This is a genomic window from Tessaracoccus lacteus, from assembly GCF_029917005.1.
Lineage (GTDB): Bacteria > Actinomycetota > Actinomycetes > Propionibacteriales > Propionibacteriaceae > Arachnia > Arachnia lactea.
Genome location: NZ_CP123967.1, coordinates 2,361,028 through 2,383,507, shown reverse-complemented (window position 1 = coordinate 2,383,507; position 22,480 = coordinate 2,361,028). Strand labels below are relative to the sequence as shown.

At 66.2% G+C, this 22,480-nt stretch carries 21 protein-coding genes, 1 tRNA gene and 3 pseudogenes; 19 read left to right on the top strand and 6 right to left on the bottom strand.

Annotation, left to right across the window (positions count from 1 at the left end):
- The first annotated feature begins 59 nt into the window (after window positions 1-59).
- From QH948_RS11160 to QH948_RS11090, 15 genes are all read left to right on the top strand, one after another.
- A complete protein-coding gene (locus QH948_RS11160) occupies window positions 60-563 on the top strand; it encodes a hypothetical protein (RefSeq protein ID WP_281144453.1) in 504 nt (167 codons plus the stop codon).
- Window positions 553-1,170 carry a nucleoside triphosphate pyrophosphohydrolase gene (locus QH948_RS11155; protein WP_281144452.1) on the top strand — a complete coding sequence of 206 codons (618 nt, stop codon included), beginning with the start codon at window positions 553-555 and terminating at the stop codon, window positions 1,168-1,170. Before QH948_RS11160 ends, QH948_RS11155 begins: the two co-directional genes overlap by 11 nt.
- 83 nt (window positions 1,171-1,253) lie before the next feature.
- Complete coding sequence (gene eno, locus QH948_RS11150) at window positions 1,254-2,534, top strand: phosphopyruvate hydratase (RefSeq protein WP_281144451.1); 1,281 nt, start codon at window positions 1,254-1,256, stop codon at window positions 2,532-2,534.
- Window positions 2,535-2,705: 171 nt separating this feature from the next.
- The gene (locus QH948_RS11145; RefSeq protein WP_281144450.1) at window positions 2,706-3,203 is read left to right on the top strand and encodes an FtsB family cell division protein; all 498 of its coding nucleotides are present in this window, start codon (window positions 2,706-2,708) and stop codon (window positions 3,201-3,203) included.
- Window positions 3,190-3,696 (top strand): DUF501 domain-containing protein, encoded by a 507-nt coding sequence (locus tag QH948_RS11140; protein WP_438874095.1) that lies wholly within the window; start codon window positions 3,190-3,192, stop codon window positions 3,694-3,696. Before QH948_RS11145 ends, QH948_RS11140 begins: the two co-directional genes overlap by 14 nt.
- Window positions 3,693-4,616 (top strand): Ppx/GppA phosphatase family protein, encoded by a 924-nt coding sequence (locus QH948_RS11135; RefSeq protein WP_281144448.1) that lies wholly within the window; start codon window positions 3,693-3,695, stop codon window positions 4,614-4,616. The genes QH948_RS11140 and QH948_RS11135 overlap by 4 nt, the downstream gene beginning before the upstream one ends.
- A gap of 124 nt (window positions 4,617-4,740) precedes the next feature.
- Window positions 4,741-4,977 (top strand): glutaredoxin-like protein NrdH, encoded by a 237-nt coding sequence (nrdH, locus tag QH948_RS11130; RefSeq protein WP_219083395.1) that lies wholly within the window; start codon window positions 4,741-4,743, stop codon window positions 4,975-4,977.
- Window positions 4,974-5,396 carry a class Ib ribonucleoside-diphosphate reductase assembly flavoprotein NrdI gene (nrdI, locus tag QH948_RS11125; RefSeq protein WP_281144447.1) on the top strand — a complete coding sequence of 141 codons (423 nt, stop codon included), beginning with the start codon at window positions 4,974-4,976 and terminating at the stop codon, window positions 5,394-5,396. Before nrdH ends, nrdI begins: the two co-directional genes overlap by 4 nt.
- Window positions 5,393-7,534 carry a class 1b ribonucleoside-diphosphate reductase subunit alpha gene (nrdE, locus tag QH948_RS11120; RefSeq protein ID WP_281144446.1) on the top strand — a complete coding sequence of 714 codons (2,142 nt, stop codon included), beginning with the start codon at window positions 5,393-5,395 and terminating at the stop codon, window positions 7,532-7,534. Before nrdI ends, nrdE begins: the two co-directional genes overlap by 4 nt.
- Before the next feature lie 28 nt (window positions 7,535-7,562).
- The gene (nrdF, locus tag QH948_RS11115; RefSeq protein ID WP_348634920.1) at window positions 7,563-8,525 is read left to right on the top strand and encodes a class 1b ribonucleoside-diphosphate reductase subunit beta; all 963 of its coding nucleotides are present in this window, start codon (window positions 7,563-7,565) and stop codon (window positions 8,523-8,525) included.
- Between the two features lie 821 nt (window positions 8,526-9,346).
- Window positions 9,347-10,729: a hypothetical protein gene (locus tag QH948_RS11110; protein WP_281144445.1), complete on the top strand. Its 1,383-nt coding sequence runs from the start codon at window positions 9,347-9,349 to the stop codon at window positions 10,727-10,729.
- The gene (locus tag QH948_RS11105) at window positions 10,726-11,358 is read left to right on the top strand and encodes a PIN domain-containing protein (RefSeq protein WP_281144444.1); all 633 of its coding nucleotides are present in this window, start codon (window positions 10,726-10,728) and stop codon (window positions 11,356-11,358) included. Before QH948_RS11110 ends, QH948_RS11105 begins: the two co-directional genes overlap by 4 nt.
- Complete coding sequence (locus QH948_RS11100) at window positions 11,355-12,911, top strand: hypothetical protein (RefSeq protein ID WP_281144443.1); 1,557 nt, start codon at window positions 11,355-11,357, stop codon at window positions 12,909-12,911. Before QH948_RS11105 ends, QH948_RS11100 begins: the two co-directional genes overlap by 4 nt.
- Window positions 12,912-12,940: 29 nt before the next feature.
- Window positions 12,941-13,633, top strand: a complete 693-nt coding sequence (locus tag QH948_RS11095) for a vWA domain-containing protein (RefSeq protein ID WP_281144442.1) — start codon at window positions 12,941-12,943, stop codon at window positions 13,631-13,633.
- Between the two features lie 146 nt (window positions 13,634-13,779).
- On the top strand, window positions 13,780-14,565 hold the full coding sequence (locus QH948_RS11090; RefSeq protein ID WP_281144441.1) for a PP2C family serine/threonine-protein phosphatase: 786 nt from the start codon (window positions 13,780-13,782) through the stop codon (window positions 14,563-14,565).
- A 152-nt stretch (window positions 14,566-14,717) separates the two neighbouring features.
- On the opposite strand, the pseudogene QH948_RS11085 reads toward QH948_RS11090, so the two are convergent.
- The 4 genes and pseudogenes from QH948_RS11085 to QH948_RS11070 form a co-directional block, all read right to left on the bottom strand.
- Window positions 14,718-14,921 (bottom strand): annotated as a pseudogene (locus QH948_RS11085) (IS3 family transposase); the annotation flags it as partial.
- 7 nt (window positions 14,922-14,928) lie between these two features.
- Window positions 14,929-16,236: an ISL3 family transposase gene (locus QH948_RS11080; protein WP_281144440.1), complete on the bottom strand. Its 1,308-nt coding sequence runs from the start codon at window positions 16,234-16,236 to the stop codon at window positions 14,929-14,931.
- A 132-nt stretch (window positions 16,237-16,368) separates the two neighbouring features.
- Window positions 16,369-17,664 (bottom strand): annotated as a pseudogene (locus QH948_RS11075) (ISL3 family transposase).
- A gap of 113 nt (window positions 17,665-17,777) precedes the next feature.
- Window positions 17,778-18,068: pseudogene (locus QH948_RS11070) on the bottom strand (transposase); the annotation flags it as partial.
- Between the two features lie 543 nt (window positions 18,069-18,611).
- Between QH948_RS11070 and QH948_RS11065 the strand changes: the two are divergent.
- The 3 genes from QH948_RS11065 (at window position 18,612) to QH948_RS11055 (ending at window position 20,177) form a co-directional block, all read left to right on the top strand.
- The gene (locus tag QH948_RS11065; RefSeq protein ID WP_281144439.1) at window positions 18,612-18,965 is read left to right on the top strand and encodes a hypothetical protein; all 354 of its coding nucleotides are present in this window, start codon (window positions 18,612-18,614) and stop codon (window positions 18,963-18,965) included.
- A gap of 44 nt (window positions 18,966-19,009) precedes the next feature.
- Window positions 19,010-19,855: a potassium channel family protein gene (locus tag QH948_RS11060; protein ID WP_281144438.1), complete on the top strand. Its 846-nt coding sequence runs from the start codon at window positions 19,010-19,012 to the stop codon at window positions 19,853-19,855.
- Between the two features lie 154 nt (window positions 19,856-20,009).
- On the top strand, window positions 20,010-20,177 hold the full coding sequence (locus QH948_RS11055; RefSeq protein ID WP_281144437.1) for an Rv3202a family protein: 168 nt from the start codon (window positions 20,010-20,012) through the stop codon (window positions 20,175-20,177).
- Window positions 20,178-20,252: 75 nt separating this feature from the next.
- On the opposite strand, the gene QH948_RS11050 is transcribed toward QH948_RS11055, so the two are convergent.
- On the bottom strand, window positions 20,253-21,755 hold the full coding sequence (locus QH948_RS11050; RefSeq protein WP_281144436.1) for a flotillin family protein: 1,503 nt from the start codon (window positions 21,753-21,755) through the stop codon (window positions 20,253-20,255).
- 21 nt (window positions 21,756-21,776) lie between these two features.
- Window positions 21,777-22,295, bottom strand: coding sequence for an NfeD family protein (locus tag QH948_RS11045; protein WP_281144435.1), 519 nt, complete (start codon window positions 22,293-22,295; stop codon window positions 21,777-21,779).
- A gap of 97 nt (window positions 22,296-22,392) precedes the next feature.
- Here QH948_RS11045 and QH948_RS11040 point away from each other — a divergent pair.
- Window positions 22,393-22,466: transfer RNA gene (locus QH948_RS11040), tRNA-Leu, on the top strand.
- Window positions 22,467-22,480: the final 14 nt, after the last annotated feature.

Sequence of the window (22,480 nt, the reverse complement as noted above, 5' to 3'; positions counted from 1 at the left end):
TGCGCTACGCTGGCAGGCGCTACCGTCGCAGGCGGGCGCACCCCGAAGGAAGGACTCCCATGAAGCTGATCCGCGTCGTCCCGGCCCTCGCAGCTGTCGCCATGCTGGCGGCCTGCAGCCCGATGCCGAGCACCGCGCTGGTCGCAGGAGACACCACCTACTCCGAGTCGCAGGTCGACGCGATCGCCACCGGCTGCGCTGCGGAACTCGGCAGCGACGCGGTGCCCGCGCGCTACGTCGTGCAGTACCTCGCCATCGGCGCCGTCTTCGACCAGGTCGCGCAGCTGACAGGCACCGTCCCCACCGACGCCGACCTCGACGAGATCGCCACCTCCGGCCTCGGCGTGGCCGTCGCCGATCAGGACTGCGTGGTCCTCACCCGGGCGCTCGCCAAGTCGCAGCTGCTGTCGGCCGTCACCGACACCGCGGTCGTCACCGAGGCGGTGGCGAACACCCACATCGAGCTCAACCCGATGTACGGAACCTGGGACCCCACCGGCGAGACGATCCTCACCGACTCCGGCTCGCTCTCGGTGCTGGTCTCGGCCACCGATGAGCAGTGAGCTGACCCGCCTCTACGACGTCATGGCGCGGCTGCGCGCCCAATGCCCCTGGGACGCGAAGCAGACCCACCGCACGCTCGTCACCCACCTGGTCGAGGAGACCGCCGAGGTCGTCGACGCCATCGAGACCGGCGACGACACCGACCTGACCGAGGAACTCGGCGACCTGCTGATGCAGGTCTACTTCCACGCCCGCATCGCCGAGGACGAGGGCCGGTTCACCCTCGACGACGTGGCCGGCGGCATCGCCGACAAGCTCATCCGCAGGCACCCGCACGTCTTCGCCGGCGAGGACGTCCCCGCCGACATGCGCCGCTCCTGGGAGGCCGCCAAACGTGCCGAGAAGGGCCGCAGCTCCGCGCTCGACGGCATCGCGGAGTCCCTCAACACCCTGGCCCGGACCGGCAAGGTCGTCTCCCGGTCCCGCTCGCACAACGTCCGGATCGACCTGCCGGCCGAGCCCGTCGACGCCGCCGCCGTGGGGGAGGGGATCGTCGCGCTCGTCGCACGCGCCCAGGCCGCCGGAATCGACGCCGATCAGGCCACGCGCGACGCGCTGCGGGCCCTCGAGGCGCGCATCCGTGCAGCGGAGAACCCGCCCGCCTGATTACTGCGTAGCCCGCCCGTGGAATCTGGCGGGGCAATGGGTAGGCTTGGCGCGGATAGAGAACACTCTTGAAAGGGAGCTACATGGCATCCATCGAATTCATCCAGGCCCGCGAGATCCTCGATTCGCGCGGCAACCCGACCATCGAGGTCGAGGTCGAGCTCGACTCGGGCGCCAGCGGCCGGGCCGCTGTCCCCTCCGGCGCCTCCACTGGCGCCTTCGAGGCCGTGGAGCTTCGTGACGGCGACAAGGGCCGTTACGGTGGCAAGGGTGTCCTGACCGCTGTCAAGAACGCCACCGAGATCATCGGTGAGGAGATCCTGGGCCTCGAGGCCGACGAGCAGCGCATCGTCGACCAGGCCATGCTGGAGCTCGACGGCACCGACAACAAGGCCAAGCTCGGCGCCAACGCGATCCTTGGCGTCTCGCTCGCCGTCGCGCACGCCGCGGCCGAGGAGGCCGGCCTGCCGCTGTACAAGTACGTCGGTGGCCCCAACGCCCACATCCTGCCCGTCCCGATGATGAACATCCTCAACGGTGGGTCGCACGCCGACTCCAACGTCGACATCCAGGAGTTCATGATCGCCCCGATCGGCGCCGAGTCCTTCGCTCAGGCCCTCGAGATGGGTGCCGCGGTCTACCACGAGCTGAAGAAGGTCCTCAAGGCCCGCGGCCTGTCGACCGGCCTCGGCGACGAGGGCGGCTTCGCCCCGAACCTCGACTCCAACCGTGAGGCCCTCGACCTCATCCTGGTCGCCATCCGCGACGCAGGCTACGAGCCCGGCACCGACATCGCCCTGGCCATGGACGTGGCCGCCTCCGAGTTCTTCGAGGACGGCTCCTACAACTTCGAGGGCGAGAAGAAGACCTCCGCCCAGATGGTCGACTACTACGACGACCTGCTGAAGTTCTACCCGCTGGTCTCCATCGAGGACCCGCTGAACGAGGAGGACTGGGACGGCTGGAAGGCCATGACCGAGCGCATGGGCGACCGCGTCCAGCTCGTCGGCGACGACCTGTTCGTCACCAACGTCACCCGTCTGCAGAAGGGCATCGACACCGACACCGCGAACGCGCTGCTGGTGAAGGTGAACCAGATCGGTTCGCTGACCGAGACCATCGACGCGGTCGACCTCGCGCACCGCAACGGCTTCCGCACCATGATGTCCCACCGTTCCGGTGAGACCGAGGACGTCACGATCGCCGACCTCGCCGTCGCCCTGGGCTGCGGCCAGATCAAGTCGGGCGCCCCGGCGCGCACCGACCGCGTCGCCAAGTACAACCAGCTCCTCCGCATCGAGGCCGACCTCGACGAGGCGGCGGTCTACGCCGGTCGTTCGGCCTTCCCGCGTTTCAAGGGCTGACAACGTGGAGGTCTGAGGGATACTTGTCGGGTGCCTCAGACCCCTCGACAAACACCGGCCAACAGTGGTCCGGGCCGCGGCACACCGCGAGCCCGGACCACTGCGCGTCCGGGGGAGCGTAGTTCCCGCCCTGCGGTGAAGCCACTCGAGCCCCAGGACGTCGGACGCGCCATGTCCGACAAGCCCACCCCGGCCCCGCGCGCCCAGCGCGCCATCACGGCCACCTGGCGCCTGCTGGTGCTGCTCGCGGTGATCGCGGCCATCGGCCTGGTGCTGGCGCACTCGCTGCGCGTCTACTTCGTCCAGCGCGCCGAGATCGCCGACCTGAAGGTCCAGATCGCGCAGGAGCAGTCCAACATCGCCGACCTCAACGACCAGCTCGAACGCTGGAACGATCCCGAGTACGTACGGGCCATCGCGCGCGAGAGGCTCGGCTGGGTCATGCCGGGCGAGGTCGGCTACCACGTGCTCGGAGCCGACGGGAAGCCCCTCGACGGGGCAACGATCGACGCCGGCGAGGACGAGAACACCGGCACCTGGTGGGAGCGGATGTGGGGATCGGTTCAGGTCGCCGACCAGCTCGCCGAGGAGTCGACGGCCGAGGCGCCCGACCCCGACCGCACCATCGAACCCAGCCCAGCCCCCAGCCCCGAGGATGAGAATGAGTGAGCCCACCGCAGCAGACCTGGCAGCAGTCGAGGAGCAGCTGGGCCGCGCGCCGCGGGGCATCGTCGAGATCGCCTACCGCTGCCCCGCGGGGCACCCCGGCGTCGTCAAGACCCTGCCCCGCCTGCCCAACGGGACGCCCTTCCCGACGGTCTACTACCTCACCTGCCGCGGCGCCGTCGCGGCCTGCTCCACGCTCGAGGCCTCCGGCCTGATGTCGGAGATGACCGATCGGCTGGAGCTCGACGAGGAGCTGGCCCGCCGCTACCGCGCCGCGCACGAGGCCTACCTGGCCGACCGCGGGGCACTCGGCCACGTCGACGAGATCGACGGCATCAGCGCCGGTGGGATGCCCACGCGCGTGAAGTGCCTGCACGTGCTCGTCGGCCACGCACTGGCCGCCGGGCCCGGCGTGAACCCGTTCGGCGACGAGGCGCTGGTCCTGATGGGCGACTACTGCCCGACCCCCGCCGAGCAGGTCGAGGAGCAGGCGTGAGCTACACCGTCGCCGCCGTCGACTGCGGCACCAACTCCATCCGCCTGCTCGTGCTGCGCCGCGCCGACTCCGGCGAGGTCGAGGAGCTCATCCGCCTGGTCCGACTGGCCCGCCTCGGGCAGGGCGTCGACGCCACCCAGGAGTTCCACCCCGACGCTCTGCAGCGCACCTTCGTGATCCTCGACGAGTTCGCCGGCATCATCGCCGACCTCGGCGTCGATCGAACCCGGTTCGTCGCCACCTCCGCGACGCGTGACGTCACGAACCGGGAGGTCCTGGCCGACGGGGTGCGCGAGCGGCTCGGCACCGACCTCGACGTCATCACCGGCGACGAGGAGGCCCGCCTGTCGGCGGCCGGCGTCCTCAGCGGCGTGACCTCGCCGCGCCCCACCCTGATCTTCGACATCGGCGGCGGCTCGACAGAGCTCGTCGTCGTCGGCGAGGACGACCAGGTCGAATCCTCCATCAGCCTCAACATCGGCGCGGTGCGCATCAACGAGCGCTTCCTGCCGACCGACCCGCCGACCGCCGACGAGGTGGCCGCGGCCCGGTCCTTCATCGCCGACCAGCTCGACGGCGCGGGCGTCGACTTCTCCGCCATCGCGTCGGCCATCGGCGTTGCCGGGACCGTCACGAGCGTCGCGGCGGACCACCTCGGCCTGACCGAGTACTCGCGCGAGGCGGTGCACCGCACCACCCTCAGCCGAGAGACGATCCGGGAGGCCAACCACCGCTGGCTCGGGATGCGGGCCGCCGACATCGCCGACGACTCCCTGATGCCGCCCCTGCGGGCCTCCGTCATCGGCGCCGGCTCCACCATCCTCGACGAGATCGCCCAGCGGGTGCCGTCGGGCGAGGTGATCGTGAGCGAGACCGACATCCTCGACGGCATCGCCCATCAGCTGCTCGCCGAGAGCTGAATCCCCGGTGTTCCGCGCGTGGGGAGAGACACGCCGGAAATACTACATTTGGTAGTACTTTACGCGGCCCGGCACTAGATGTAGTGTTCTGACTCCCGGAAGTCCCCCATATGTAGGAGTCGACATGGCCATCACCGTCTACACCAAGCCGTCGTGCGTGCAGTGCAAGGCGACCTACCGCGCCCTCGACTCCAAGGGACTCGAGTACGAGATCCTCGACCTGTCCGAGGATGAGAAGGCGCTGGAGATGGTGAAGTCGCTCGGCTACCTCCAGGCCCCCGTCGTCGTCGCCGACGACGAGCACTGGTCCGGCTTCCGCCCCGACAAGATCGCGGATCTCGCCGCGCGCCGCATCGCGTGACCGGGCCCCTGCTGGTCTTCTTCTCCAGCGTCTCCGGCAACACCGCCCGGTTCGTGGAGAAGCTCGGCCGGCGGGCGGTGCGGATCCCGATCCGGCCCGGTGAACCGGAACCCGTGATTGACGAGCCCTACGTCCTTGTCACGCCCACCTACGGGGGCGGGCAGGGCAGGGGCGAGGAGAAGGGGGCCGTGCCCAAGCAGGTCGTCTCCTTCCTGAACAACCAGCACAACCGCAGCCTGATCCGAGGAGTCATCTCGGCGGGCAACACCAACTTCGGCGAGGCCTACTGCCTCGCCGGCGACATCATCAGCCGCAAGTGCCACGTGCCCCACCTGTACCGGCTCGAACTCTTCGGCACACCAGAGGACGTGGCGCGGGTCGGCGCCGGATTGGAGCAATGGTGGACACCGCAGTCTTGAGCGAGGTCGACTTCACGACGAACCCCGCGTTCGAGGGAATGGACTACCACGCGCTCAACGCGATGTTGAACCTTTACGACGCCGACGGGAACATCCAGTTCGACGCCGATCGAAGGGCCGCGCGGGAGTACTTCCTACAGCACGTGAACCAGAACACGGTGTTCTTCCACTCCCTCAAGGAGCGCCTCGACTACCTGGTGGAGAAGAAGTACTACGAGCCCGAGGTGCTGGAGCGCTACAGCTACGAGTTCGTCAAGGCGCTCACCGAGCGCGCCTACGACAAGAAGTTCCGCTTCGCTACGTTCCTGGGCGCCTTCAAGTACTACACCAGCTACACCATGAAGACGTTCGACGGGAAGCGCTACCTCGAGCGCTTCGAGGACCGCGTCGTCATGACGGCCCTCGCGCTCGCCGATGGCGACGAGGCACTCGCGACGTCGCTCGTCGACGAGATCATCTCCGGCCGCTTCCAGCCGGCCACCCCGACGTTCCTCAACGCCGGCAAGGCGCAGCGCGGCGAGCTCGTGAGCTGCTTCCTGCTGCGCATCGAGGACAACATGGAGTCCATCGCGCGCGGCATCAACTCCGCGCTGCAGCTCAGCAAGCGCGGCGGCGGCGTCGCCCTGCTGCTCAGCAACATCCGCGAGTCGGGCGCGCCGATCAAGCAGATCGAGAACCAGTCCAGCGGCATCATCCCCGTGATGAAGCTGCTGGAGGACTCCTTCAGCTACGCGAACCAGCTGGGCGCGCGCCAAGGTGCCGGCGCGGTGTACCTCAACGCGCACCACCCGGACATCATGCGGTTCCTCGACACCAAGCGCGAAAATGCGGACGAGAAGATCCGCATCAAGACCCTCTCGCTCGGCGTCGTGATCCCCGACATCACCTTCGAGCTCGCCAAGCGCGACGAGGACATGTACCTGTTCTCTGCCTACGACGTCGAGCGTGTCTACGGGGTGCCGTTCGGCGATATCTCCATCACGGAGAAGTACCACGAGATGGTCGACGACCCGCGCATCAAGAAGACCAAGCTGAACGCGCGGAAGTTCTTCCAGACGCTCGCCGAGATTCAGTTCGAGTCCGGCTACCCGTACATCGTGTTCGAGGACACCGTGAATCGCGCGAACCCGATCGCCGGCCGGATCAACATGTCGAACCTCTGCTCCGAGATCCTGCAGGTCAACACCCCGACCACGCTGAACGAGGACCTCTCCTACGCGGAGATCGGCAAGGACATCTCCTGCAACCTCGGGTCGCTGAACATCGCTCTGGCGATGGACTCGCCCGACCTCGGCGCCACCGTCGAGACGGCCATCCGCGCGCTCACCGCCGTCAGCGACCAGAGCCACATCGGCTCGGTCCGCTCCGTCGAGGTGGGCAACGACCGCTCGCACGCCATCGGACTCGGGCAGATGAACCTGCACGGCTATCTTGCCCGCGAGCGCGTGTTCTACGGATCCGAGGAGGGCGTCGACTTCACGAACATCTACTTCCTCACCGTGCTGTTCCACGCGCTGCGGGCGTCGAACCGGCTCGCGATCGAGCGGGGGGTGACCTTCGACGGGTTCGAGAACTCGGCCTACGCGTCGGGGGAGTTCTTCGACAAGTACACCGAGAAGGAGTGGGCGCCCGCCACGCAGCGCGTCCGCGAACTGTTCGCCGCGCACCACATCCCGACGCAGGACGACTGGCGCGAGCTCAAGGCCTCCGTCATGGCGCACGGCCTCTACAACCAGAACCTGCAGGCCGTCCCGCCGACCGGCTCGATCTCCTACATCAACAACTCGACGAGCTCGATCCACCCGATCGCCAGCAAGATCGAGATCCGCAAGGAGGGCAAGCTCGGCCGCGTCTACTACCCCGCGCCGTTCATGACCAACGACAACCTGGAGTACTACCAGGACGCCTACGAGATCGGCTACGAGAAGGTCATCGATACCTACGCGGCCGCGACGCAGCACGTCGACCAGGGCCTGTCTCTGACGCTGTTCTTCAAGGACACCGCCACCACGCGCGACATCAACCGGGCCCAGATCTACGCCTGGCGGAAGGGCATCAAGACCATCTACTACATCAGGCTCCGCCAGGTGGCCCTCGAGGGCACCGAGGTCGAGGGCTGCGTCAGCTGCACGCTGTGACGCGGAAGGAAGGACGAGGATCATGGGCGTGAAGCTGCTCGACCGGGTACAGGCCATCAACTGGAACCGCATCGACGATGACAAGGACCTCGAGGTGTGGAACCGCCTTACGGGGAACTTCTGGTTGCCGGAGAAGGTGCCGCTCAGCAACGACATCCAGTCGTGGAACACGCTGACGCCCGAGGAGCAGACGCTCACGATGCGGGTGTTCACGGGGCTGACGCTGCTCGACACCATCCAGGGCACCGTCGGCGCAGTGTCGCTGATCCCCGACGCGCTGACGCCTCACGAGGAGGCCGTCTACACGAACATCGCGTTCATGGAGTCGGTGCACGCGAAGAGCTACTCGTCGATCTTCTCGACGCTGTGCTCGACGGCGGAGATCGACGACGCGTTCCGGTGGAGCATCGAGAACGAGAACCTGCAGCGCAAGGCCTCCATCGTGATGGAGTACTACCGCGGCGACGAGCCGCTGAAGCGCAAGGTCGCCTCGACGCTGCTGGAGTCGTTCCTCTTCTACTCGGGCTTCTACCTGCCGATGCACTGGTCGAGCCGGGCAAAGCTGACGAACACCGCCGACCTGATCCGGCTGATCATCCGCGACGAGGCCGTGCACGGGTACTACATCGGCTACAAGTACCAACGCGGTCTCGAGACCCTCGGCCAGGAGGAGCGCGAGGAGCTGAAGGACTACACGTTCTCGCTGCTGTACGACCTGTACGACAACGAGGTGGCCTACACGCAGGATCTGTACGACGGCGTGGGGCTGACGGAGGACGTGAAGAAGTTCCTGCACTACAACGCGAACAAGGCTCTGATGAACCTGGGTTATGAGGCGATGTTCCCGGCGACGGTGACGGATGTCAGCCCGGCGATCCTGTCCGCGCTGTCTCCGTCGGCCGATGAGAACCACGACTTCTTCTCGGGGTCGGGTTCGTCGTACGTCATCGGCAAGGCCGTGGCGACGGAGGATGAGGACTGGGACTTCTGAGGCACTCCAGCCATCCCTCGACCCAAAGGTTCAGAGCCCGGACCGCGGAATCGGGCGCGGATCCGCGCCTTGTCGGTGTCACCTCCCGACGAACTATGGCGTGAGCGGGACACGATCTGGCCTTCGATGTGGCCGCCCGCCATAGCGGTTCGTCCTGTGGAATCCGAGGTCCGGAAAGCCCGATGGGAAAGACGAGCCACGTCCCGGAGGCCGTCGGTGCACAGCGACGGGAGATCGCCGCACGTGGCGTCCGATGACCGTCAGAGTTGATTCTTGACCTTCGCGGCCAGCGCCCCTTCTATCAGCGGCCTCTTCCGCCTCGGCAAAGCCTGCCCCAGCGAACCTCCTATCAGAGGTCTCTGTTAGGTTCAAATTGCTTCCCTCGGCGTCGCGGCATGACTGCGGCGGACGTCTGTGGATATACCGCACGACGTCCGTGCGGGGGAGTACTGGGCGTGCCCGACAGGCGTCGGTGAGAGTAGGAGAGTCGGATGGGTAGGTCGGGAGGTGGGTACCGGGGTGGCTCAGGCGGCGGCTATCGCGGCGGCTCAACGGGCGGCGGGCGCAGCTTTGGGAGCGGCGGCTCGCGCAGTTCAGGAGCTGGTCGTTCATCCGGAAGTTCTTCTCGCGGAGCGTCGTCAGGGCGTGTCGCGAGCGGCGGGCGCTCCTCTCAGGGGCGAAGTGCCGCCTCAAGTGGGGGGCGGACTTCCGGACAGCGGTTCTCAGCAAACACGAAGTCTTTCGTAGCTGGCAAGATCGCCGGGCAATACCAGGCGAAGGGCTACTCCAAGGCGCATGCCCAGAGTATTGGGAACAAGGTCGTGGGCAAGGCGAGCGGCACGTTCCAGACCGGGAGGGGGTCGACGAAGAGTTTCGCGGCAGGTGTCGTTACTGGCCGCAATCAGGGCCTCTATAGGTATGGTCTGAGCCGATCGACATACATCGGCAACGCAGTTGTTCGGAAGCAGGCTGCCTCGGGTGCCGGGTGGACTTCAGGACAGCGTCCCTTGGAAAACACGAAGTCTTTCGTAGCTGGCAAGATCGCCGGGCAATACCAGGCGAAGGGCTACTCCAAGGCGCATGCCCAGAGTATTGGGAACAAGGTCGTGGGCAAGGCGAGCGGCACGTTCCAGACCGGGAGGGGGTCGACGAAGAGTTTCGCGGCAGGTGTCGTTACTGGCCGCAATCAGGGGATCTATGGATACAGTCTGAGCCGATCGACGAACAGCGGCAACGCCGGCGCTCGGAAGCAGGTTGATCTGAGGAAGCAGGCGGCGGGCCCGAAGACACGGGCGCAGCGCAGCAAGATTCTTAGATTCGCTGGCCGCAATTCAGGCGCGCTTCCGGTGACGGCGCCGGTGCGACATCTCAGGGATCGCAGCAAGATTCGCGGTTACGAACAGATTGACTTCGACGAGCCAGATCTCTCGAAGGTGAGCGCAAGGCAACCGAACAAAGCTCCGGGTCGAGCGCAGTCGGTCCGAAAGACGTTGGGGTACACAGACGCTGAGAGTCCCACGCCATGTGGGTCCGCGGCGCTCGGGAGCAAGATTCTGCGGTTCGTCGATCGACCTTCGCAAGACAGCTGCGATGGAGGGAGAGTTTCAATGAGCAAGATCGCAGGGTGGGCAGACCCGGCTGACGAAGGAGCGAGGCCGGGCGCTTCGGCCGAGGCTTCTGGCGCTCCAGGGGAGCACCCCGTGGCCGTCCCAGGTCAGCCGGGCGACGGGGTGTTCGCCGATGCGCAAGCTGCCCCCGAGACGACGCCCGAGGCTGCGGTGGCGAAAATCGTTGACGCCTCCAGCGATGAGAGGGCTAAACTGGAGACCAGTTCGAACGTTTCGGAGGAGTCTGTCGTGAGCATTGAAGACCTCGGTCCGATGAACGCTGAGGAGCTGGGCGCCGATTTCGGCAGGTTAAACCAACGCATTCTCGCTGAGATCGAGATTCTGGCACCGCTCGCGATGAAGGTGGATCCTGGGTACGACCACTCGGCTTACATGTTTGATATCTCAGAGACGGAGTTCGAGGGCATCAAGTTTCTCATCGATTACGCGCAGGCCCGGGAGACGCTCGATTACTTCGAGATCGTCACGCAACTGCTGGCGCTCAAGCATCGTGCGCCCGAGAAGCTGGGTGTGACCCGATCGGACTATATCGATGCGCTCATCCAATTCATCCGAGCCTGTGTCGAGGCGCGATGAGCACTCGGAAGACCCTCGTGTTCATCGACACTTCAAGCCTGCTCGACTCGTGCTGGAAGGGCGACGAGCGACATGGGCAACCCATCACGCACGACCCCCGCAAGGAGGAGGCGTTCTGGGATGGTGAACTGGCGAGGCTCGCAACGAACGGCCGACTAGTGCTCACCGCTAGGAACTACGAAGAACTGGTCAAACACTCGAATTCCAAATTCAAGCGCGGGCTGGCGGATCGCTCGAAGTACATCCTCGAAAAGCTCGCACCCTTGATCAAGCGCGGGACTTTCGAAGTCGTCGGCGACAGCAATGATCCGTTCGCCGACGCGGTCCTGCTCTCAGTCGCACTGAAGTTCAGGACCCAATCGAACCTCATGTTCGTCACTCAGGATCGAGCACTCGCAAACGACCTCCAGAAAGTCGTGAGCTTCGAGTCCATTCTTCCTCGAGGCAAGACGATGGAAGTTTGCCGGGTGACGGGGAGCGGTCGCCTCAAGTCGGTGAACAGCGCAGGGCGGTCTGCGGAGGCAGCGGGGATCGCTCCGAGGCCAGTTGCGGCAGCACGGCCTGCCGCGGTCACAAATGAACCACCGGCGAAGGCGTGGTGGGAACGAGCGCAAGGCGGCCGGTCGTGAGCACCACAATACCGGAGACGCAACGGTTCGCGCGGGTGACACAACTCGCGCCTGTTGGAAGGCCCTTACCTCTTACCGGTGAACTGCCAGGCGAGCAGGCGGCGAAGGGCGAGCGCCTTGGGGTTCGTGTGTCGGCCGATGACGGCGCGAAGCGCCTCCAGATCCAGTTGACCGTGAAGCTCGCCGAGGGCGGCGAGGGCTCCGTCTTTCAGACGGACGTAGCCGGCTACGTCGCGAAGATCTACAAGCGTGACAAGCTGACCGGCGATCGTCTCGAGAAGCTGCGTGCCATGATCGCTCGCCCGATCCGCTACAAGGGAATCTGCTTCCCTGAGGCCATGATTTACAACTCGGAGAATGAGTTCGTCGGCTACCTCATGCCGGAGGCCAAAGGCGTGGAGCTCAGCCGCTCAGTGTTTGTGCCCCAGTTGTTGCTGACGAAGTTTCCCAGCTGGACCAGAGAGCACACGATCCAGTTGTGCCTCACGATCCTCGACAAGATCCGGTTTCTGAATGACCGAGGGGTTATCCTGGGAGACATCAATGCCAGCAACATCCTCGTCGTGTCTCCCACTGAGGTCTTCTTCGTCGACTGTGACAGCTATCAGATCGAGGGCTATCCGTGCCCAGTCGGAACGGCGCACTTCACGCCCCCAGAGGTGAGCGGCAAGGACTTCAAGACCTTCCTCCGGACGCAGGCGATGGAGAACTTCGCCATCGCCACGCTGCTCTTCATGATCATGCTTCCCGGCAAGGCTCCATATTCGGCTGTCGGTGGAAGCTCCCCTGCCGAGAACATCAAGACCGGAGCGTTCGCCTACGAAGGCGGAGATGACGCGCTTCCCCCAGGGCGGTGGGGCTTCATCTGGAGCCACACCACGTACAAGGTACGGCGCGCATTTTACGAGACGTTCAAGCGTGGCGAGGCGCACTTTGCGCCTGCGAAGCGGTTCTCAGCCGCCCAGTGGTCTGACTTGTTCGCGGGGTATCTACGTAGCGCTAAGATCATGCTTCGCAATGATCCTATGGCCATGGACATCTTCCCCACGCGCCGCAAGATGAAGAAGTGCAAGATCGACGGGTGCGATCACAGATTCATCCCGACCCAGCAGAACCTTTATATCTTCTGCGACCAGCACGTCAAGCGGCCTTCGGGGCCCCCAGTCGTCCACTCCGCCGGACACACGTCGGCGGTTCCAGTCGGACATCGCACAGCTCAGCAGACGATCCGGTGCAAGAATCCAACTTGCCGCCGATCGTTCACCCTGTCAGTCGGACGCCCAGGGGAATACTGCCAGGACTGCTGGAAGAAAGTCGGGTGCCGAAAGTGCAGCTACGTCGCGGCCAAGTGGATGCACGACGAGCGCAACGGCCTCTGCCGGCGCTGCTACGAGGAGCAGAAGCGCCTCGCACCCGCGCATCAGGCGTCCACGCGCAGCACAGTGGCGGCGCCAGCCCCGAACAGCACTTCGAGGGAAGCAGTCGTCGGCTTCTTCGTTGCCGCCACAATCGCAACCATCTTGATCTTCATCGCCATCGTCATCGGTGGCTAGCCCAAACCAGTACGAAGGAAGGATCCCACATGGCTGCTGCCAGCCTGATCGAACTTGACGACCTCGTAGACAATCCAACCGCTCGCGTGCCGATCATTCTTTGCCTCGATTGCTCTGGCTCGATGTCGGGCGCTCCGATCAGGGAGCTCAACTCGGGGGTCAAGTCGTTCTACGCGGCAATCCACAGTGATGAGATTGCCAGGTTCTCAGCGGAAATCAGCATCGTCACGTTCGGACCGGTGCAGAAGGAGACTGACTTCCAGACGGTTATGACCCAGCCGCACGCGCCGGTTCTGCAGGCCACCGGCCTCACGCCCCTCGGAGAGGCGGTCCAGTTGTCGCTCGATCTCCTGGAGCAGCGCAAGCAGGCGTACAAGGACAACGGCATCGACTACTACCAGCCGTGGCTCGTCCTCATGACGGACGGCGAGCCGAATGGTTCCAGCGCCGTGTTGAACGCACAGATCAGCAGGGTCCAGCAGCTTGCTGGCGGCAGGAAGCTCGTCGTCTTCCCAATCGGCATTGGGGCTGGCGCCGACATGGCGACGCTGAACCGATTTGCCCCCGGAGGACGTCCTGCATTCAAGCTTCAAGGCCTCGACTTCCAGTCGTTCTTCTCCTGGCTGAGCGCATCGGTGTCGCGGGTCTCTCAGTCGACTCCGGGCGATGGTGTTGAGCTCGACGTGGCGGGAATCCAGTCGTGGGCAGATTTCAGGCTCTAGAGCTCGACGAGGGTGGATTCGCAGCCCGGTCCGTTTCTTCGCCAGTCGACCAGAGCGGTGGCTCAGGGAAGCGACCCTGGCGAGCCGCCTGGGCGCGGTACCAGGGACGGTCCCACTTGGTTGGGGGCGTCCCGTGTCAGGACGAGGTGCTCTTTAAGAGGTATTCGACTGGCATAGATATCGGCGCCCTCGCGGATGGGGCAGGGTCGGCACGACTGTCTCACTACGGTGCGGCGGTCCTCGTGCAGGAAGCCTCTCACCTGATCGCCCACGATTTTGAACGGATCTTCAGGGCGACCAACAATCTCGGGACGATTCGAGCCGAGGTGGTTGGGCAGCTGCAGTCGAAGCTGGCGGAGACCGCGAGGGTGGGAATCGACCTCACAGACAGTGACCGGGCTCGTCTGGGCTACCCATCTCTTGACAGCGATCGTCTTGTGCGATGCGATCTCCGCGACCTAGCCTCGACACTCCTTCTCGTTGCGGTGAAGGGTGATCGGTTCGTCGCGCTCCATTTGGGTGACGGTGTGGTGGCCTCCGAGGTGGCGCTGCGCAGTGGCCGTAGGGTTGTACGTCCCCTAGGAGGACCAGACAATGGCGAGTTCGCGAACGAAACCACGTTCATCACGTCGCGCAGTGCAGCTGGCATGCTGCGCATCTATCGGGGTCACCTCGCGACGTCGACGCGGACGATCTCCGGCTTCATACTCATGTCTGACGGACCCGAGGTATCCCTCTTCCAGAAGCGCACCCGGACTCTGGCGCCAGCATGTTCGAAGCTTCTCGAAGCCTGCCGGAACCTTCCGAGTGAGGTGATGCAGGAACAACTGGAAGCGACGCTCCGAGACGTTATCGTGCCCAGAACTTCAGATGACTGTTCATTGGTGCTCTTGGCCGCTCCGCATCCGGCGGATGCCGATTCGGCAGCCTGAGACCATGGATCGTCGTCAGGCGCCTGAGTGCGGTGTTGGCGCGCTCGGCGGCATCGGGCTCGCCGCCGCTGAGGCGGCCTTCGCGCCGACCTCCGAGGTGCTGAGGGAGCATCGGGGTCCGCTGAAGGTTTGGTTGACCTCCGAGTGTATGCCGCCAGTGTAGCGGCTGGGTTCTTGATGAGTTCGAACTCGATGGGGGTGAGTTTCCCGAGTCGGCGTTGACGGCGTTTGCGGTGGTACTTGCCCTCGATCTAGGACACGATGGCCAGGCGCAGTTCCTCTCGTGTGCCCCAGAATCGACGGTCGAGGACGTTCTTCTGCAGTAGCGCGAAGAACGACTCCATCGCGGCGTTATCGGGCTCTTCACAATGCAGGGTGTAGGTGGGGTTTGAATCCTCCGGTTTCGAGGAGGCTTCTGGCTATGTAGTGGGTCAGGTTCTTAAATCCCAAGGCGATCCCGCGGAGGTGTTCGAGGCGTCCGTTGATCGCCTCCGTCGGGCCGTTGCTGGTGCCGGGGCGGTCGAAGAACGCGAGCACGTCGGCCGCCCGTCGGTGGAGGGTCCGGCCCAGGCTGACGAGCTCGACGAGGTCTCTCGGGACGCCGGTGCTGACCGAGTCGATCACGCCTTGAAGGAGGAACCGTCCAAGTTGCTTGTCGGGATGTCGGTAAGCCACGACGAGCCGTTGGTAGATACTCCATGTCGCGTAGACCTCGGTGTGCTGTTCGTCGGCGAACAGTGCCTCCAGTCGGGCGACTTGCTTGTCGGTGAGTAGATCGACGCCGGTGAGCAGGGTGCGGCGGGCGCGGTAGAGCGGGTCACCGGCGCGGCCCCGATGCCCGCAGGTGTCTTGCTGGACGCGCTGGCGGCAGCGGGTGAGCGCTTCGCCGGCGAGCCGGACGACGTGGAACGGGTCCATCACCGTGGTGGCGTTGCCGAGTTCCTCGACCGCCGCGGTCTTGTAGCCGGTGAATCCGTCCATCGCGACGACCTCGATCCCCTTGCGCCAGGCTCGGGGGCGGGCGGCGAGCCACGTCTTGAACACCTGTTTCGAGCGTCCCTCGACCATGTCCAACAAGCGCGCCGGACCGGTGCCGTCCCTGGTGGGGGTGAGGTCGATGATCACGGTGACGTATTTCTCACCATGGCGGGTATGGCGCCAGCAGTGCTCGTCGACCCCGATCACCTTGACCCCGTCGAACCGGGCCAGGTCGCTGATGAGGACGCGCTGTCCTTCTGCCAGCACGGCGTCGTTGGCGGTGTTCCACGCGACGTCGAGACCGGCGGCGATCCTGGACATGCTCAGGTGTTGGACCACAAGTCCTTCCAGTCCCCAACGCAGCGCCGCACGCGACAGCTTCGAACGCGGCTCGGCTGCGGCACTGGTGTCTTGACGCCACACCCGCCCGCACTCGATGCACCGATAGCGCCGGAGCCGCACGTGCAGCACGGTAGGGCGCCACCCCAGCGGGACATGCGACAAGAGTCGCACCACCGAGCCCCGGATGAGGCCCTGGCCGCCGCAGTCTCGGCACCAGTCGTCGGCGTCGACCGGGCGGCAGGCCAGGATCGCACGGTCGGGTTCGATGCGCTGGCCGGTGACTTCCAACCCGAGGCCGTCGAGACGGCAGAAACTAGTCAGATCAGGGCACGTGAAGGTAGCGTCGGACACGTCGAGGTCTTCCAGATGGGGAGCGTGAGAACTTCCATCTTCGGAGGGCCTCGACCCCTTCAGCCAGCCGCCACGCCGCAACCCCGAACAGCGCTACCTACACCCTCGATTGTGAAGAGCCTTGGGGGCTCTTCACGAACGAGGGTGTAGCGCGGGCCTGAACCCTCCGGCCTCGAGCAGCGATCTTGCGACGTAGTGCGTGAGGTTCCGGAAGCCGAGGGCGGAGCCCCGGAGGTGCTCGAGGCGTCCGTTGATCGCCTCCGTCGGGCCGTTGCTGGTGCCGGGGCGGTCGAAGAACGCGAGGATGTCTGCGGCGCGCTGCTTCAGGGTCCGGCCGAGCTTGCGGATCTCGACCAGCGCCGTCGGAACCCCGGCGGTGATCGTGGTGATCACGGCCTCCATAGCCAACTTGGCCTTCTTCTTGTCGGGTTCCCGGTAGGCCGCGACGATGCGCTGGTAGATGCCCCAGGTCGCCTCGACCTCGACATGCTCCTCACTCGCGAACACCGCGTCCAGGCGTGCCCGCTGGCGGTCGGTGAGCAGGCTCGCGCCGGTGTGCAGGGTGCGGCGGGCCTTGTAGAGCGGGTCGCCCTTGAGCCCGCGGTGACCGGTGGTGTCCTGCTGGACGCGGCGACGGCAGACATCGAGCGCATCACCGGCCAGCCGGACCACGTGGAAAGGATCCATGACGGGGACGGCGTCGGGGAGCTCTTCGGCGGCGGCGGTCTTGAAGCCGGCGAACCCGTCCATCGCGACCACCTCGATCCGCTTGCTCCACTCCTTGGGCCGTCCGGCGAGCCACTGCTTGAACACCGCCTTCGAGCGGCCCTCGACCATGTCCAACAGCCGTGCCGGGCCCGTCTTCTCGCGGGCTGGGGTGAGGTCGATGATCACGGTCACGTACTTGTCGCCGAGCCGGGTGTGACGCCAGACATGCTCGTCGACACCGATCGTGGTCACCCCATCGAACCGGGTGGGGTCGTCGATCAGGCGACGGCGGCCTTCGGCGAGGACGGCGGCGTTCGCGGCGCTCCAGGACACTCGAGACCGGCGGCGACGCGGGACACGGTGAGATGGTCGACGACGATGCCCCGCAGCGCCCACTCCAGGCCACCGCGGGAGATCTTCGCCCTCGGCCTCGCCGCCTTGCTGGTGTCCTGCCACCAGGTTCGCCGGCAGTGCGCGCACCGATACCGGCGCACCCGCACCAGCAGAGTCGTCGGCCGGTGGCCGAACGGCTCGTGCGCGAGCCGGCGCGTCACCGTGTCCCGCGGCGCCGCATTTCCGGCACCACGGGTCATCGTCGACGACGCGGCACTCGATCGTCGCCCGACCCGGCTCGAGCAGCTGGCCCACGGCGACCAGCCCGAGCTCGTCGAGGCGGCAGAACGTGGTCAGGTCAGGTGTCGCGAACGTAGGGTGGAGCAAGTCGAGGTCTTTCGGGATGGCAAGCGTGAAGAACTTCCATCATCCGGGAGACCTCGACCCCTACCCGGCCATCGACGCGCTCAACCGACTACACCCTCGTTCGTGAAGAGCCATTTTGGGGGCGTGATGTGAGCCTGCGACAGATACGCCGCCGCGCGCCGTAGCACCTCGTTTTCCATCTCCAACTCGCGGATCCGACGCAGTGCCTGCGACATGTCCTTGCGCGCCTCTGGATCGGTGGTCGGGGTCATCCCATGGGACTTGAACCTCGCGTCACGGAGCCACGCCTGCAGCGTGGTTTTCGCCACTCCGAGGTCCTTGGCGACCTGCTTTTGCGGGATACCTGAGGCGACCAACGCGACCGCGTCGCGCTTGAACTCGTCGGTGTAGGTGATCTTCGGCATGGTTGCCATCCTTTCAGCACGACCCCTCTCAGGAATCATGCGGTCTTGAAGTCAACCAAACCTTCGGCAGTCCCTCGCGTCAGAAGTAACGGGGATGGTCAGGCCACCGTTGGCGGCCCAAAGACGTTCCCCGAGAACAAGTGCCCTCATCGCTCAACTCCTATCTCCAAACGGCTGGTTGGAGATCAACGTACGCTCGTGCGACCCAGCTCCAAATGGTTGTTTGGGAGGTCGGTGGGATTTGCTCATGGTTTGGGACACGGAGGCGAGGAGGCGCAGACTGCTCGCCGCGGGGGCGCGCCAGTTCGCCGCGCATGGGTTCGCCGGCGCGCGGATGGAGGCCATCGGCCTCGACTCGGGCGTCAACAAGGAGCGGGTCTACAGTACTTCGGAGACGAGAGGGGCTTCTACGACGCGGCACTGGCCGATCAACTCGGCCGGCTCCTGGAGGGCGTCGACGTCGTCGGATCCGGGCCCGGAGCCGTCGGCGACAACGCCGGGAGGCTGTTAGACCGGTTCCGTGCGGACCCGACGGCGGCGAGCATGCTCGCCTGGGAGAGCCTCGAGCTCGCCGCGCCGGCGGCGGTCGAGCGTCGCGGGCACCTGTGTTCGAGCCGTGCGGCGGCCATGCGGGTCGCCATCCCCGGCCTCCGGGCGGACGCCGCAGCCGAACTCCTGCTCTCGGTCATCACGCTGACGGCCGGCTGGTGGACCCTGAGGCACCTAGCCGCCGTGGTGCTCGACCAGGCGGTGTCCGACGACGGTCGCCGAGCCGTCGTCGTGGCGCAGGCCACCGCGCTGGCGGAGGCCGCGAACGCGTCCGCCCACCACCAGGGCACGGAGGACGCGGTGCCACAGAGACCCCACTCTCCAGGTCACCTTCCCTGGGATGGCTGACGGTTGCCGCGGCCGACTCCCGGCCGAGCAGGCACAATGTGGCCATGTACGGCGAACGCATTCAGCGGTGGGAGAGCGCGACGGAGTGGCCGCTGGCCGGAGCGGCGCTGGTGTTCCTCGTCGCCTATGCGGCGCCGATCCTGACCGAGGTGTCGGGCGCAGTCACCGTCGCGTGTGAGGCGGCCATCGCGGTCACGTGGGTGATCTTCCTTGCCGACTACCTCGTCGGGTTGGCGCTCGCCGAGCGTCGGTGGGCCTGGTTCCTGCGGCACCCGCTGGACCTGGCGATCGTGGCACTGACCATGCTGCGCCCGCTGCGGCTCGTGAGGTTCCTCACCGTTGTCAGCATCGTCGGCAGGGGTGCAGGCAACGCGCTGCGGGGCCGTGTTGTGGCGTACGCGATGAGCGCGACTATCCTCATCGGCCTGATCGCCTCGCTCGCGGTACTCGACGCCGAGCGGTCGTCCAGTGGGCCGATCACGACGTTCGGTGACGCGCTGTGGTGGGCAATGGTCACCGTGACCACGGTCGGATACGGCGACTATTGCCCGGTGACGCCGACGGGACGGGCCGTGGCCGCCGGGCTGATGATCGGCGGCATCGCGCTGATCGGCGTCGTGACGGCGACGCTCGCGTCGTGGATCGTCGAGAAGGCGATGGGGGAGACCCAGGACAGCCGCGGAGAGGACGAGCGACGACATCGCGGCGTTGCGGCCCTAGGTCGCCGAGCTGAAGCAGCTGCTCGTCGAGCAGTCTGGTGTGTGCCGGGAGTGACGGTGTGGGGGTCGGGTTGGTCCCTTCGCTGCGCTCAGGGCACCTCGACAGGCTCGGCGACCCGGATCCCTGAGCTCCTCTCTCCGATCCCTGAGCTCCTCTCTCCGGATCCCTGAGCTTGTCGAAGGGCGCCGAGCGGAGCGAGGTGGTGGGCCGGGGTTGGCCTCTTCGCTGCGCCCAAGGCGTTTCGACAGGCTCGTGCTGAGCCTGTCGAAGTGCTCAACGACCCGAGGGTGGGCGTAGCGTCTAGTCACCGACCAAGGAGGTCCGATGTCCATGAATCCTGAGGTGCCCGAGGTGGACCTCGCAGAACAGAACGCGCCCGTCGATCCCACCGACGAGGATGTCGCGCCCGACGGAGGCCCAGGCGACGCCGACGAGGCCGACTGGATCGACCAGCGCACCGACGCGCCGCTCGACCGCCCCGACGAGCCTTAGCAGACTGCCCGATGGACCCAGGAGACGCGACAGGGGCCGCGCCCGTAGACGCGGCCCCTGGGCGGGCTGATCGGCTCAGCTGGCCTCGGTGGTCTTCACCGGGGCCTTGGTGTCGGTCGCGCCGAACTTCTCCAGGACCGAGCCCAGATCGAAGCCGGTGGTGTCCTTGACCAGCTGCATGGTCTGCAGCAGGTTGTCGGAGACCTGGCGCGGCAGCGAGGAGGCGCCGTCGCTCGAGATCACGGTCAGCGCGTCGATGTTTCCCATCGGCGCGGCGACCTTCTCCGCCATCTGCGGCAGGATCTCCACCAGCATCTGGAGGACGGCGGCCTCGTTGTAGTTTGCGAAGGCCTCTGCGCGCTTCTCCATCGCCTCGGCCTCGGCCTGACCGACGGCGAGCACCGCGGCGGCCTTGGCCTCACCCTCGGCGCGGACGGCGTCTGCCTCAGCGATACGACGCGCCTTCTCGGCCTCGCCTCGACGGGCACCCTCGATGGCCTCGGCCTCGGCCAGCGCCGAACGACGCGACTTCTCGCCGACACCCGTCAGGCGCGCCTTCTCGGCCTCCGCCTCGGCCTGCGCGATCGCCGTGGCCTTGCTCGCGTCCGCCTCGAAGATCGAGGCGTTGCGCTCGGCCTCGGCCTGCGTCTCGATGCGGTACCTCTCGGCGTCAGCCGGGCGACGGACCTCGGTGTCGAGCTGACGCTCCTTCAGCGCGGCCTGCGCGACGGCGACCTTCTCCTGCTCCATCAGGATCGCCTGGTCGCGGTCGGCCTGGGCCAGCGGCCCGGAGGCCGCGGCCTTGGCGCGGGCGGCGTCGGTCTCGGACTGGATCTCGGCCTGCTTCAGCACCAGCTGGCGCTGCGCGATGGCGATCTCCTGCTCGGCCGCGATCTGCGCCTGCTCGGCCTCACGGCGGGCCTCGGCCTCGGCGACGGCGGCCAGGCGGCCGACCTTCGCCGACTCGGGGCGGCCGAGGTCGCTCAGGTACGAGCCGTCGTCGGTGATGTCCTGGATCTGGAACGTGTCCAGCACGAGGCCCTGGCCCGTCAGCGAGGCCTCGGACTCGTCGGTGACACGCTGCGCGAAGGCGGCGCGGTCGCGGATGATCTGCTCGACGGTCAGCGAGCCGACGATCGAGCGCAGCGAGCCGGCGAGTGTCTCCTGCGTGAAGGTCTCGATCTCGTCCTGCTGCGAGAGGAAGCGTTGCGCGGCTGCGCGGATGGAATCCTCGTTGCCGCCAACCTTGACGATCGCGACGCCATCGACGTTGAGCTTGATGCCCTGGCCGGAGACCGCGTTGCGGATGGTGATCATGATGCGGCGGCTGGACAGGTCCAGCACGTGGAGGCGCTGGATGAACGGCACGACGAACACGCCGCCGCCCATCACGACCTTCTGGCCGCTGAGGTCGGTGGAGACCAGGCCGGTCTCCGGGTTGCGCACCTCACGGCCCTTGCGGCCTGTGATGAGGAACGCCTCGTTGGGCTTGGCGACCTTGTACCGGCTCGCGATGAGCAGGCCGACGAGGATCAGCAGGAGGACAAGGCCGAGCACTGCGATGAGGACGGGTGGCATAGGCGGACCTTTCGGTTGTTCCTAGGTGTTCAGTTCCGGGGTGCGGATCACGCGCGTGACCTCGACGGCGGTGGGGGAGACGATCGCGGAGACCCACACCTCGTCGCCGGCCGCGACCTCACCGTCGGCGCGGGCGGAGAACTTCCGCACGTGGCCCGACGCGGTCAGGGTGATCTCTCCGAAGCCGGACTGGGGAATCGCAGTGATGACGCGTGCCGGCTGGCCGATCAGGGAGTCGGAGCGGAAGGTCGCGGAGTCCTCGCCGGACTTCAGCGCACGGGTGAGCTTCACGGCGCCCCAGGCGGCCAGGAACCCGATGACGAGGCCGCAGGCGATGGCGACGGGCATCAGATCGAGGACGGAGAGGCCGAGTGCGCCGCCGAAGCCGAAGGCGCCGATGAAGGCGGCGATGCTTGTCAGCGAGAAGAGGTCACCGTCGAGGAAGTCCAGATCGAGGAGTCCGTCGACGACGTCGCCGACGACCAGGGAGATCAGCACGAGGAGGAGCCCCGCGCCGCCGATGATCAGAAACCACGTCACTGGGGATCCCCTTCCGTCTGATCCCAGCCTAGCGGTTCGTGTCAGTTCGACCTCCGGCGAGTCCGGCCGACGCCTGCCCTCTATCCTCGTGAGGTGCGCCCTCGTAGCCCAACCGGCAGAGGCAGGCGGCTTAAACCCGCCCGAGTGCGGGTTCGAATCCCGTCGGGGGCACCGCGCATCGGCTG